Origin of the sequence: Candidatus Chlorohelix sp. (assembly GCF_037138995.1) — a bacterium.
In the GTDB taxonomy this organism is placed as follows: Bacteria; Chloroflexota; Chloroflexia; order Chloroheliales; family Chloroheliaceae; genus Chlorohelix.
In genome coordinates this window covers 1-13,537 of record NZ_JBAXHI010000015.1, presented here as the reverse complement: position 1 = coordinate 13,537, position 13,537 = coordinate 1, and the positions used below count along the sequence as shown (strand labels likewise).

The following is a 13,537-nucleotide window of genomic DNA, read 5'->3' as shown; positions in this document are numbered from 1 at the left end:
GTTTTTTTATATCTTAAAATAGATTTGTATTTTGAAATTCATCGAATTGCAACGATAATTTTATTATTATAATAAAAGGGCGTGTTTTTGCCAATTCACGCCCTTAAACTTTTGGGATTGTTCTTTGATTTTTGCCTAATGCTATTAAGACAGTATGTGACTACGCCACCGCTAAGATTTTTAGAGATTGGAAATAATCTGCTCCTTAACACGGGCAGTATTAGCAGTACCGCCTAGGTCAGGGGTTAACGTTCCCTGCCGGATAGTAGCCGCCACCGCAGCTTGGAGATGTTCAGCAGCAGCATTTTCACCTATATGTTGCAACATCATCACGGTTGCCAGCAAAGTGGCAAAAGGATTGGCTATCCCCTTACCCGCAATGTCAGGGGCGCTACCGTGAACCGGTTCAAAGATTGCGCCGTGTTCGCCGATGTTGCCGCTGGCAGCTACGCCCAACCCGCCTACCAGTTCCGCCGCTTCATCAGATAGAATATCCCCGAATAAGTTGGTGGTAACGATAACCTCAAAATTCTGCGGGTCTTTTATCAGACGCATCGCCATTGTATCCACCAGCAGTTCCTGAACCTCAATCCCATATTGTTCAGCATATTCTTTTGCCACTGCTAAGGCGGTTCGGCGGAAAAGCCCATCGGTCAGGCGCAAAATGTTTGCTTTATGCACTACAGTAACTTTGCGCTTACCTGTGCGCCGTGCCAATTCGTAAGCGTAACGAACAATGCGCTCACTGCCTTTCTTAGTAACAAGGCGTTTGGCAATAGCGTAATCTCCGAAATCTTCTTCCTGACCGATATATAAACCTTCGGTATTTTCTCGAACCACGTAAAAATCCAACCCCTCACGATAATGCCCACCCGTCAAACCAAGCGAGTGAACCGGACGCAAGTTGGCGTAAAGGTCGAGTTCGCGGCGGAGAGTTACCACCGCGCTACGATAGTTCGGAATGTCAGGGGGGGTAGTAACTGCGCCGAAAAGGGTAGCATCGGCAGCACGGGCAGCAGCAATAGTCGTCTGTGGGATAGGGTCGCCCACCTCCTGATAACAGGCATAGCCAGCCTTTGCCTCGCTAAAATTGAGGTCTAGCCCCATATGTTTCAAAATATCTACGGCGACATCAACTACTTCCGGTCCGATTCCATCGCCCTTGAGTATCAAAATGTTATGGCTCATTGGTGGTTAACACGCTCCAAATTTAATTTATGGCTCTCTATACCGCCTCCAGAGCAAACCTACCCGTCTGGAGTTCTTAGCGAAACAGGATTGCAGCAAAACGCAACCCCCGAATTAATTGGTTTTAGCCGTTTTTAGCCTGAAAATCCTTCATAAAGGCTATTAGCGCAGCAACTCCTTCTTTAGGGAAAGCGTTATAAATCGAGGCGCGTAACCCTCCCACCGAACGATGTCCTTTCAGACCATCTAACCCGATAGCAGTAGATTCCTTAACAAATTTCTTCTCAAGTTCTTCGCTAAGCAATCGGAAAGTGACGTTCATAAGTGAGCGGCTATCCGGTTGGGAATGACCTCGATAGAACCCGCCGCTGGTATCAATCGCAGCGTATAATAAAGCTGCTTTTTCCTTATTGCGACGCTCGATTTCCGGCAACCCGCCGATGCTCAACAGCCATTTCACCACCAAACCGTTCACGTACACCGCGAAAGCAGGAGGAGTATTAAATAGCGATTCTTTTTCTGCCATCAAGCGATAATCCAGCAGAGAAGGTAGGTTCTTTGGCACTCGCTCTAGTAAGTCTTCGCGCACAATCACGAGTGTCACCCCCGCGATACCAGCATTTTTCTGCGCCCCACCATAAAGCATGGCATATTTGGTTATATCAAGTGGGCGACTCAAAATATCCGAGGAAGCATCACACAGCAACGGAACATCACCTACTTCTGGTTCTACAAGGGATTGTGTTCCATAGATGGTATTATTTGAGGTGAAATGGGCATAAGCATCTTGGGGGTCAATCTGAATTTCGCTTTGGGTAGGCACACGAGTAAAATTCTCGGATTCTGTGCTGGCAGCAACTCGCGCTTTACCCAGCTTTAGAGCCTCTTTATAAGCGGTTTGCGCCCAAACGCCACTAATAATATAGGAGGCTTCTGCTCCGGTAGGCAAAAAATTCATAGGAATCATAGAGAATTGCAGACTGGCGCCACCTTGCAAATACAACACCTTATAGTTGGCAGGGATATTCAGTAAGGTTCTCAAATCTGCTTCGGCGGTATGAATGATTCCCTCGAAAGGGGCGCTACGATGGCTCATTTCCATTACGGACATACCCGCACCGGGGTAGGAAATCAAATCACGCTGAACTTGCTCCAACACTTCCAGCGGCAATACCGCAGGTCCTGCAGAAAAGTTATAGATGCGCTCAACTTTAGTTTCTTTTACGGTCTGTGTCATTTTTTTGACCTCATTTAGTAAAATAATAGCAAACTCCGGCTTTGCGCCATTATAACACAGCGTTGAGTATGGAATTTAGGGTAGCGTTAGTGTTTTGTGTTATTTTTTGCATAGTTTTTAACTGCAAGTTTTGCGCTTGCGCTACCGTTAATAGCCCTTCCCTGTAATTCAGTTTGTACAGGTTTTTTGTTTTATTTGAAATATACAAAATGTCAGTTCCCATCGAGGAATTTTATTTGAATGGGGCTACCGTCAGGCAAGTCGCTTCCAAATTCGAGCAGCTTTTGAAGATTATTTCCCATGTTGCGCCTCAATGAATAATGTTAGACTGCCCATTAAGAGTTAGGAATCCTCACCATAGCTCTCCCATGCAGTATGCTCAGGTATTACGTAACCTTGCAAGCGATAGAGCGAACCCGCGCCATCCACTTTTAAAGTCTCGCCGGAGATAAAAGCGGCAGCAGGTGAGAGCAGAAAAACAACAGCAGCAGCTACCTCGCGCTCGGTTCCCATTCGCTGAGCCGGAATATCGCGAGGCAACTGTGCAAGCATCGCCTGCACCTCTGGGGGGTATTTCGACAATCCACTAGAGTCTATCAGTCCGGGCGCAACCGCATTGATACGAATCGCATATTGCGCCCATTCCAACGCCAACGTTTGGGTTAGGTTCACCACACCTGCCCGCGCTGCGCCGCTATGTGCCATATTGGGGAAACCTCGCCATATATCCGCCACAATAGTAACAATTGCGCCCCCATGCTCTTTCATCCAGACTTGCTGCGCCGCCTTACACATGAAGAAAGCTCCGGTCAGGTTGGTTTCAATAACAGCGTTCCAGCCTTTAGCAGTAATAGCTTCGGCGGGGGAAAGAAATTGCCCACCCGCGTTGTTCACCAGCGCATCTATGCGCCCACACTTTTCCAGTATCTGCGCGAATAATTGCTTAACCTGCTCTTCATCACGAATATTGCACACTATAGAGTGAACCTTGCCACCCTCCGCTTCAATTTCCGCTTTCACCGCTTCCAGTTTTTCTAAGGTGCGTCCGCAAATTACCACCGTCGCGCCTAATACCGCCAGTTCGCGAGCAATGGCGCGTCCGATACCGCTACCCCCGCCCGATATCATTATTACATGACCATCGAAAAGCCTCTCGCGGAAAATTGAACGTAGCATCCTTGCTTTTTCTCCTTCTCAGAATACATTTGCCTTTGCAGTATAAGCTAATCCGACTTATTATATCCCCATAACGGGCTAAACGACACCACAGAACGGAGTAAAAATTGGCGACAGTTACGATAGTCGGCGGAGGAATGGGTGGTCTGGCAACTGCAATCAGATTAGCAGCAACCGGGCATAAGGTTCAAATCTTTGAGAAAAATGCTCAAGTGGGTGGCAAGCTCAACCTGATGGAAAAAGAAGGCTACCGCTGGGACACGGGTCCCTCACTGATTACTATGCCATTTGTATATGACGACCTGTTCAGAGTAGCCGGGCGTGATTTCAAAGACTATGTAGAACTTGTCCCGGTAGAGCCTATCACGCGCTATTTCTACCCTGATGGTGCGGTTTTTGATGCCAGCGATAGCCTCGCCTCCATGACCTTCGCCATCGAAAAACTCAGCCCGCCGGATGTAGCGAACTATTATAAGTATATGGCTTACAGTCGCCGCCTGTACGACCTAACAGCAGAGGTGTTCTTGTTCAACGGCTTTAATAACTTGAGCGACTTGCGCCAAATGAGACTGTCAAATACTTTCAAGATTGACCCCTTCCGCACGGTGCATCAAGCCAACACCGCCTTTTTCAAGGATAAGCGGTTAGTGCAGCTTTTCGATCGCTACGCCACTTACAACGGTTCTTCACCGTATCGCGCCCCTGCCACTCTGAACGTGATACCCTTCGTGGAATTGGGGTTGGGCGGTTGGTATGTACGAGATGGCTTGTACAAGTTGGCACAGGCATATCTGAAACTAGCGCAAGAGTTAGGGGTAGAAGTACGTACTGGGGTAAAAGTAGAACGCATTCTGACATGCAACGGCAAAGCTTCAGGGCTGCGCTTGGAAAGTGGCGAGGAAGTAGCGGCAGAAGTGGTTATCTCCAACGCGGATGTGAACTACACTAATCGTAATTTGTTAGGGCAAAAACGCGAAGGCTGGCGCAAATACACCGGAATAGAGCCAAGTTGCAGCGGTTTTGTGCTATTTCTGGGTTTGAAGCGACAGTACAAGCAATTGCGACACCACAATATTTTGTTCAGCCACGACTACCAAAAAGAGTTCGCCGATATTTTCGAGCGCAAAGTACCACCACAAGACCCTACTATTTACATCTGCTGGACGGGACGCACCGACCCAGCACATGCCCCGCCGGGTAGCAGCAACCTGTTCGTACTGACAAATGCCCCCTATTTATCAGAAAAATCTGATTGGACTCCTGCGCCTGTGAAAGCTTACCGCGACCTAATTATCGGGCGGCTGCAAGAGAGCGGATTGGAAGGGCTAGAAACAGCAATTGAGGTTGAGAGAGTAATGACCCCGCACGACCTAGAACAGAGCTACAACGCCACACACGGCGCAATCTACGGACTAAGCAGCAACAACCGTTTCAGCGCGTTCCTGCGCCCACCCAACCGCTCTTCAAAGATAAAGGGGTTATATTACGCTGGAGGTAGCACCCATCCCGGCGGCGGTGTGCCGTTGGTAACGTTATCAGCCAAAATCGTGGCAAAGCTGGTTGAACAAGACTTGAAGTGACAAAACTTGCTGGCAATATTATGAGTGGTACAAGAAAATATCTGCTGAATCTGGTCTCGGTAGGATTGGTTGCTACTTGCGTACTTACAATTGCCTTTATTTTAGTGCAGGGTTTTACCAGTTCTCTAGGCAACGTTTCTCTCATTATTACAATGCGGCAAAATCCCTGCGGGAAGGTTACAACCCTTATAATCAGGTCGCCAATCCTTCAAATGTGCCATTATGGGTGGCTATTCCCTATCTATGGCTTATAATCTGGCAATATAATACTGCATTAATTATCTGGACTGCCTTGAATGTTCCCTTTATGGTTGGAGTTGTATGGCTTGGAGCAAAGCTAACCGGACTGAAAACGGAATGGCGTTTCTGGCCAATGTTGTTTTTGGTAGGGTTAATTCTTAGGGTTATGCCTACTTTATTATTTCAAGGGTGGTTGGATATCTGAGTTCTTTTTGCTAAATATGATTTTCCTAGTTCTCACCCTTTGGCACTGCTATGAACATGTCCATCTGCCACCAAAAATCTTGGCAAAGCTGGTTGAGCAGGATTTGAGCTAAATGGCAACGAGCGTATAAGTGTTGTCTTTTATGTCTAAAAATTGTAAAATACAGAGGATAAAATGCTTAAAGGGGAATTTTATATACAACTTGTGCCTGTCTGTTATAATAGCCCGGCAATAGAAAGTTCAGTAAGCAAGTAACCTATATCAAGTATCTAAAGTGACGGAGGAAGTACACTTAAAATGGCAACAACCGTATCGGTTAACGGCGCAAATGTACAAAAATCCACCTGGGCTACCAAAGTTGGTCTAGCTCAAATGCTTAAAGGTGGCGTAATTATGGACGTAGTAACGCCGGATCAAGCTAAAATCGCCGAAGAAGCCGGCGCAGTAGCAGTAATGGCGCTGGAGCGTGTTCCAGCCGACATCCGCAAACAGGGCGGCGTTGCCCGAATGAGCGACCCAGACCTGATTAGCAAAATCAAAGAATCGGTCACTATTCCGGTAATGGCGAAAGCGCGTATCGGGCATTTCGTGGAAGCGCAAATTCTGGAAGCGCTTGGCATTGACTACATTGATGAAAGCGAAGTGCTAACTCCCGCTGATGAAGAATATCACATCAATAAGCACGATTTCAAAATCCCCTATGTATGCGGTTGCCGCAATTTGGGGGAAGCGCTCCGCCGCATCGGTGAAGGCGCTGCCATGATTCGCACCAAAGGGGAAGCTGGCACCGGAAACGTGGTAGAAGCGGTGCGCCATATGCGTGCGGTAACTAGCGAGATTCGCCGAATCAAGTCAATGGGTAGTGACGAGCTAATGGTAGTAGCGAAGAACCTGCAAGCACCCTATGAACTGATTGTACAAATCCACGAAACAGGCAAGCTCCCAGTAGTTAACTTCGCGGCTGGCGGCATAGCTACCCCTGCCGATGCTGCCCTGATGATGCAACTAGGCGCAGAAGGTGTATTCGTAGGCAGTGGCATCTTCAAAAGCGGTGACCCCGCGAAACGGGCGCGAGCTATTGTGCAGGCTACTACCCACTACAACAACCCGAAGATTATTGCGGAAGTCTCGCGAGACCTTGGAGAGGCGATGGTCGGCATTGAGATTTCGCAAATCCCGCGCGATCAGGTACTAGCAGAGCGCGGCTGGTAAAATTTAGAAGGAGCGGAATTACAGCAATACCCACTGTAATTCCATCACAATTTCAGGTGCTATTAGTCTGGTGAAAAAAAACTTAAAAATAGGGGTACTTGCCCTGCAAGGCGCATTTATAGAGCATGTTAAAATGTTGCAGGGCATAGGTGTCGAGGTTAGAGAAATTCGCCTCCCCGAAGACCTAGTGGAAGTTGACGGCTTGATAATTCCCGGTGGTGAAAGCACAGCTATAGGTAAGCTGATGATTCGCTGGAGTTTGATTGAGCCGATAAAAGAAATGGTAGCTCAGGGCAAACCCGTATGGGGAACCTGTGCCGGAATGATTCTACTGGCAAAAGATATCGGAGGGCTTGACCAACCTTTGCTGGGTTTGATGGACATCAAGGTAAAGAGAAACGCTTTTGGTTCTCAGCTTGATAGCTTTGAAACCAATCTGGAGATAAAAGGGTTAGGAGAAATCCCATTTCATGCGGTTTTTATCCGCGCCCCCTTTATCGAAACTGTAGATGAGAGCAAAGGCGTAGAAATACTCTCCACGCTACCCAATAGCAGGGCAGCAGGGCTTGATGAGGGTAAAGTAGCGATTGTGGTAGCGCGACAGGGAAACTTGTTGGCAACTGCGTTCCATCCTGAACTAACCAACGACCCGCGATTCCACCAGCTTTTCCTCAGCATGATGGAATAGCCCTATCACAGGTTTACTCACCAAGGCGGTGAACCGGTTTGATTAGAAACCTGCACTTTAGCGATTTTCTAAAGCTTGGACAGATGCATCAAGCAGAGGTAGGACTTAACCTGCCTAATGCTATTATGTCGCCGCCTTCGCCGCTTACTGCTGCATTGCTTCAGCAATTACCTGTACAACACCAGAGTTCTTCGGTTTACATCTACGAAGAAGGGCGCAAGCCGTCTGCTTTTCTACAAGCCCGCACGCGCCACCGCCGCGAAGAATGGGAAGTCATATCGCTTGGTACTATTGGGGCAGTATTCTCCAGCCTTGAATCCCCGCAAATTGAAGATGAAAAACTTGACAACGAGACTCCCGAAACAATTACCGAAGAAGCGGCTGAGGAAAAACAGGAACAACCCTTGGACTTGAATAACGCTTGGTTACAGCTAATTGAACATACGATTAGCGAAGCGGGCGAAAAGGGGGTACAGCGGATTTATGCGAGGCTCAGTACCGAATCAGCGGAACTGGGCTTATTCACCAGTAGCGGCTTTCACGCCTATACCCATGAATCGCTATACATGCTAGATTATCGCACCAAAGCGAAAAAACCTGCTGATTTGCATTTGAACCCGCAACGTAAACGCAATTTGTGGGATATTCAGCGATTATATGACGCGGTTACACCCAATCCTGTTATGCATGCCGAGCAACTCCGCAGCGATAGTTGGGACATTAGCCGCAACTATTTCCCCGGAGCCGGGCGGGAAACCGGCTGGGTTTTGAGTGAAGAACAAAGCGAACGAGCAGGCGCGTATATTCGCATTACCAGTTATCGCAATAAGCATTTGTTACGGATAATGAATGTGGATTTACCACGGGAACGCCTGCCCGAATTATTTCTTTATGCTCTTGCTTGCCTCAAGGCAGGTGAGGATACTCAGGTATTCTGTGCGGTTCGCGATTACGAAACTGAACAGGAAACTGTGCTGGAAGAACTAGGATTTAAATATTTTGCAAGGCAAGCAGTGTTGGTAAAACACACCGCTCACTTGATTAAGGTAAGCGAAAAAGCGGTGGCACATGTTCGTGACCGTAGAATCGAATTGCCGCAGACTACCGTGAGCGTAACCAAACATTCGCCAGCTTTGCAAAATACTAAGGGTTCCACCCAAACCCCGAAAAAGCCGAGTCAAGCAAATAATAGACACGGCAAATCTACTATTTGAGGTAAACCTGTAATTTATGATAGAAAAAACTTATATTCCCGAAAAGGAAGCTTTACTCCATGAGAAAGCTATCACCGATGATCTCGAACTACTCTTAGTGGCGTTGCCACCTCACATCCGGCGTCCCCTCGAAGAACAAAACCAACGCAGAGATGACTTGCTTGAAGTGATTATGGATTTGGGGCGCAAACCCGAAGCCCGTTATATCGGCGAAGAACATTTTCTAAGCGAGCATGAAGTCAGTGAAGAGGATCTACATTACGTAGTTTCTCACATTGGTAATTTTGGAAATGATAACCGGGCGGGTATAGAACGTACTTTGCACCGCATTTCATGTATCCGTAATCGAGCCGGAAAAGTGGTGGGGCTTACGATTCGTATCGGTAGGGCGGTTTACGGCACAATCAAAATAATACAGGATTTTATAGAGTCGGGACAAAGCATCTTACTGGTAGGTAAACCCGGCGTTGGTAAAACCACCTTGCTACGCGAAACTGCACGTGTGCTGGCAGACGAAGCCCGTAAGCGAGTGGTTATCGTTGATACCAGCAACGAAATCGGCGGAGACGGTGATATTCCGCATCCCGCTATCGGGCGTTCACGCCGCATGCAAGTGGCGCGTCCCGATTTGCAGCATAGCGTAATGATTGAAGCGGTAGAAAATCACATGCCGGAAGTAATAGTTATTGACGAAATCGGCACCGAACTAGAAGCGCAAGCGGCGCGTACTATTGCAGAACGCGGCGTGCAATTAATCGGCACCGCGCATGGTGTATCGCTTGAAAACCTAATGCTCAACCCCACGCTCTCCGATTTAATTGGCGGCATCCAGAGTGTAACTTTGGGCGATGAGGAAGCGCGAAGGCGAGGTACTCAGAAATCGGTGCTGGAGCGCAAAGCCCCGCCCACTTTTGATGTGATGGTTGAAATTCGCGACCGCTATAAAGTAGCAGTTCATCTCAATGTTGCCGATACGGTGGACGCAATTCTACGGGGTCAGCAATATTCCACTCAAGTTCGATACCGCAACGAAAGAGGCGAAATCGAAATATACGAGGAAGAATCCGAAAGCGAAACGAACCAACCAGAACGCAACACCACCCTCGATTTCGGAATGACCAATATTTTCGGTTATGGGAGTAACTTGAAACATAGCGCACCGGAACGGAGCGACACACCCCACCGGATACCCACACAAAGGGGTGAACCAACCCTGATGCAAATTAACGTTCCGCATATAAATTCTCGCAACGGGAAACCCGAAATCGTACCGGTTGGTAACGCCAAGCCTATGCGTATTTTCCCGCATGGCATCAATAAAAATCGTCTGGAACAGGCAATTAAAGAAATGGGTATTCCAGCCGATTTGGTGCGAGCGGTAGAAGACGCGGACATGTTAGTTACCCTGAAAAATAATTACCGTCAAAAACCGCTTTCGATTCGGCAAGCAGAAAGCAGAGGCGTACCTATCCATATTTTGAAAAGTAATACCCTACCCCATATTAAAAACCACCTTGCGGAAATGTTTGGACTTAGCCATTCAGATGAGGATAAGCCAAGGCGAGAAACGGACAATAGCCCGGTAATGCTTGACCCTGTGAAACGCGCTATGCTTGAAACAGAAGAAGCAATTTCGCACGTTATGGGGAAGGGTACGCCTATTGAACTACCACCACAAAACGCCTTTATTCGTCGCTTGCAACACCAAATGGCAGAGCGTTACAATTTGCTTTCAACCAGCAAAGGACGTGAGCCACTCCGCCGGGTACGGATTTACCCGCAGTAAGGTATATTAAACTATGAAAATGGTCGTAGCTGTAGTTCAAAGTAAAGATGCGGGTACATTGGTGGATAAACTGGTTGCCCGCCGTTACCGCGTAACTCGCATTACTACCAGCGGCGGCTTCCTCCGAGAAAGCAACGCCACCTTGCTTATCGGTGTAGAAGACGAACTGGTAAATGATGTGGTGGCGATTATTCGCGCGACCTGCCAGACCCGCAATCGTTATATCAGCCCACTCCCACCAATGACCGAGCCGGGCGGCGATATATATGTGCCAAATCCAATCGAGGTTCAGATGGGTGGCGCAACCATTTTCGTGGTAAATGTTGACCAATATCTGCGAATGTAACACGCAAAGGATGCTAAAATGCCCCAAGATTTAGTCAATCAGGTTCAAAGTATATTGAATAGCGTGGTGGCGGTTTTGCAAATTATCGCCACATTCCTGATTGCCTTTCTGGTGGTAATCTGGTTTACCCTTTGTTTCTGGACTTTTCGCGATATACAATCACGTACCCGCGATATTGTAGCTCAGATTTTTGCCACGCTACTGGTAGTTTTTTTCAACATACCGGGAGTATTAATTTACTTGCTGGTGCGTCCTAAGCACACTCTTGAACATGAATACGAACAAAAATTGCAAGAAGAATATATGTTGCAGGATTTGGAAGAGCGGGAAATTTGCCCCACATGCAGGGTTAAAACTCAGCCTGATTTCATGTTCTGCTATAGTTGCCGCACTCGGCTGCGTAAAGATTGCCCTAGTTGCGGGCAGGTAATCAAGCTGAAATGGCACAATTGCCCCTACTGCGGGATGGCGCAAAAACCGCCTAGCCGCGAAGAAACACTCAACCGTATGAGTTTGCGACCCGGCGCACCACAGCGACCTGCGGCTGCCGGTACTACAGCGTTGGCACATGATGATTCGGAAGATACTTCTCTTGCAAATGTACCGCAAACTTCCAGCCAACGGTTTAAAGCCCCTTCTCTACGCGCCGGCTATGCCGATAATTTTGAAGAGCCTGATAACCTGCCGCTAGATAGCAATAGTTACAATAATGACATTACCCGCCCGGATTATAGACGCTACAAACCTCCCACCGAACGCGACCTCCGGGAAGAATAACAAATGGCAGATTCAAATAGAATTCAACAAGATAAAGAGGGTGTAACCCTTTGGGTTAAGGTTGTACCGCGAAGCTCCAAGAACGGCGTTAGTGGAGTAATTGACGGTGCTGTAAAAATAAACCTGACTGCTCCTCCTGTTGATGGGGCTGCTAATGAAGCGTTACAGGAAACACTTGCCAAACTGTGCGGACTGCGTAAAAGTGAGGTGACTATTTTGAGCGGACATACAGCCCGTCAAAAACGGGTATTACTCCACGGCGCAAAGCTGGAGCAAGTCAAAAAAGCATTGGGTTTACCGGACTAACCAAAAGCAAATTTCAGAAAATAGGCGGGATATGCTAAAATTAGCAAGCTTAGACTTTAACTCGTCTATAGTTAAACAAAAATCTTAGAAAAAGGATAACCTTAGAAATTATGCCGGATAAAGACGCGCTGGTAGAAATAGTAATACCGGTTTATAACGAAGAAGTGATTCTTGAAAAGAGCGTAAACACCTTGCGCGATTACCTTAGCCAGCACTTCCCGTATCGCTGGAGGATAACCATCGCCAACAACGCCAGTAAAGACCGCACCCTTGAAATTGCGCGTCGTCTTGAAGCGACCTATCCCGATGTGCATGTGTGCCATCTTGACCAGAAAGGGCGAGGTCGTGCATTACGTACCGCATGGAGTCAGAGCGATGCTGATGTGGTCAGCTATATGGATGTGGATTTAAGCACCAACCTGCAAAGCTTCCTACCCTTGATTGCGCCGATAATTACTAGGCATAGCGACATGGCAATCGGCAGTCGCTTGGCAAAAGGCGCTCGCGTTACCCGGCAGTGGAAACGCGAAAGCATCTCTCGTATCTATAACCTAATCCTGAAACTTTTCTTTTGGAATAATTTCACCGATGCTCAGTGTGGCTTCAAAGCAGGGCGCACCAGCATCGTAAAAAAATTGCTGACCCAGATTGAAAACCAAGAGTGGTTTTTCGATTCTGAAATGCTTTTGCTGGCAGAAGAAAAAGGCATACGCATTTATGAAGTGCCGGTGGACTGGATAGAAGATTTGGACACCAGAGTTAATATTTCCAAAACTGCCTCGGAAGACCTAAAAGGCTGCATGCGGGTGTGGAAACAGCGTCGCGAGCGGCGTTTGCATGAGAAAAAATATGCCAAAGTTTAAAGCATGAACATTCTTGCTATAGAAACAAGTTGTGATGAAACCAGCGCCGCTATCGTGCGTGACGGGCGGCATGTGTTGGCAAACGTAATTGCCTCTCAGATTGATATTCACCAGAAATACGGCGGAGTGGTGCCGGAGGTTGCTTCTCGCCAACATATTCTGTATATCACCCCTGTTCTTAAAGAGGCTCTGGAAACCGCTAACCTGAGTTGGACTGAAATTGACGCAGTAGCAGTAACCAACGGACCCGGACTAGCAGGAGCATTGTTGGTTGGGGTAAACGTAGGCAAAGCAATTGCCTTTGCGCGACAAAAACCGCTCATTGGAGTAAATCATCTGGAATCTCACATCTATTCCAACTGGCTAATTCCGCCGGAAACGGGTGATAAAGCCCACCCTGCGCCCCAGTTTCCGCTAATATGCTTGGTAGTATCGGGCGGACATACTGAAATTGTGCTGATTAGCGGGCATGGACACTACAAATTACTCGGCAAAACTCAGGATGATGCCGCAGGTGAAGCCTTTGACAAAGTAGCGCGTTTGCTCGGTTTGGGTTATCCCGGTGGACCACTAGTAGAACAAGCGGCACAATCCGGCGACCCTACCCGTTTTCCTTTTACTCGTAGTTGGTTACGCGGTACTTACGACTTCAGTTTTAGCGGCTTGAAAACAGCCGTATTGCGAAAAGTCGAGGAATACCGACCCGCCCCTCCCAAACC

General features: G+C 47.7%; 14 protein-coding genes. 11 read left to right on the top strand and 3 right to left on the bottom strand.

Going from position 1 to position 13,537, the window contains the following annotated elements; genetic code table 11:
- Positions 1–180: 180 nt before the first annotated feature.
- The 3 genes from WCK19_RS08730 to WCK19_RS08720 form a co-directional block, all read right to left on the bottom strand.
- Positions 181–1,188, bottom strand: a complete 1,008-nt coding sequence (locus WCK19_RS08730) for an isocitrate/isopropylmalate dehydrogenase family protein (protein WP_342396995.1) — start codon at positions 1,186–1,188, stop codon at positions 181–183.
- 124 nt (positions 1,189–1,312) lie between these two features.
- On the bottom strand, positions 1,313–2,425 hold the full coding sequence (gene serC / locus WCK19_RS08725; RefSeq protein ID WP_342396994.1) for a 3-phosphoserine/phosphohydroxythreonine transaminase: 1,113 nt from the start codon (positions 2,423–2,425) through the stop codon (positions 1,313–1,315).
- Between the two features lie 342 nt (positions 2,426–2,767).
- Complete coding sequence (locus WCK19_RS08720; RefSeq protein ID WP_342396993.1) at positions 2,768–3,601, bottom strand: SDR family oxidoreductase; 834 nt, start codon at positions 3,599–3,601, stop codon at positions 2,768–2,770.
- Positions 3,602–3,708: 107 nt separating this feature from the next.
- Between WCK19_RS08720 and crtI the strand changes: the two genes are divergently transcribed.
- From crtI to tsaD, 11 genes are all read left to right on the top strand, one after another.
- Complete coding sequence (crtI, locus tag WCK19_RS08715; protein ID WP_342396992.1) at positions 3,709–5,181, top strand: phytoene desaturase family protein; 1,473 nt, start codon at positions 3,709–3,711, stop codon at positions 5,179–5,181.
- A gap of 76 nt (positions 5,182–5,257) precedes the next feature.
- Positions 5,258–5,626, top strand: coding sequence for a hypothetical protein (locus tag WCK19_RS08710; RefSeq protein WP_342396991.1), 369 nt, complete (start codon positions 5,258–5,260; stop codon positions 5,624–5,626).
- A 297-nt stretch (positions 5,627–5,923) separates the two neighbouring features.
- The gene (gene pdxS / locus WCK19_RS08705) at positions 5,924–6,838 is read left to right on the top strand and encodes a pyridoxal 5'-phosphate synthase lyase subunit PdxS (RefSeq protein WP_341468488.1); all 915 of its coding nucleotides are present in this window, start codon (positions 5,924–5,926) and stop codon (positions 6,836–6,838) included.
- 70 nt (positions 6,839–6,908) lie between these two features.
- Positions 6,909–7,526: a pyridoxal 5'-phosphate synthase glutaminase subunit PdxT gene (gene pdxT / locus WCK19_RS08700; protein WP_342396990.1), complete on the top strand. Its 618-nt coding sequence runs from the start codon at positions 6,909–6,911 to the stop codon at positions 7,524–7,526.
- Positions 7,527–7,564: 38 nt separating this feature from the next.
- Positions 7,565–8,740, top strand: coding sequence for a hypothetical protein (locus tag WCK19_RS08695; RefSeq protein WP_342396989.1), 1,176 nt, complete (start codon positions 7,565–7,567; stop codon positions 8,738–8,740).
- 16 nt (positions 8,741–8,756) lie between these two features.
- Positions 8,757–10,526, top strand: coding sequence for a R3H domain-containing nucleic acid-binding protein (locus WCK19_RS08690; RefSeq protein WP_342396988.1), 1,770 nt, complete (start codon positions 8,757–8,759; stop codon positions 10,524–10,526).
- 13 nt (positions 10,527–10,539) lie between these two features.
- On the top strand, positions 10,540–10,872 hold the full coding sequence (locus tag WCK19_RS08685) for a cyclic-di-AMP receptor (RefSeq protein ID WP_342396987.1): 333 nt from the start codon (positions 10,540–10,542) through the stop codon (positions 10,870–10,872).
- 18 nt (positions 10,873–10,890) lie between these two features.
- Complete coding sequence (locus WCK19_RS08680) at positions 10,891–11,649, top strand: zinc ribbon domain-containing protein (RefSeq protein WP_342396986.1); 759 nt, start codon at positions 10,891–10,893, stop codon at positions 11,647–11,649.
- Positions 11,650–11,652: 3 nt separating this feature from the next.
- A complete protein-coding gene (locus tag WCK19_RS08675; RefSeq protein ID WP_342396985.1) occupies positions 11,653–11,955 on the top strand; it encodes a DUF167 domain-containing protein in 303 nt (100 codons plus the stop codon).
- A gap of 110 nt (positions 11,956–12,065) precedes the next feature.
- The gene (locus WCK19_RS08670) at positions 12,066–12,818 is read left to right on the top strand and encodes a dolichyl-phosphate beta-glucosyltransferase (RefSeq protein WP_342396984.1); all 753 of its coding nucleotides are present in this window, start codon (positions 12,066–12,068) and stop codon (positions 12,816–12,818) included.
- A gap of 3 nt (positions 12,819–12,821) precedes the next feature.
- Positions 12,822–13,537, top strand: a 716-nt coding sequence (gene tsaD / locus WCK19_RS08665) for a tRNA (adenosine(37)-N6)-threonylcarbamoyltransferase complex transferase subunit TsaD (protein WP_342396983.1), incomplete at its 3' end; no start/stop codon positions are given.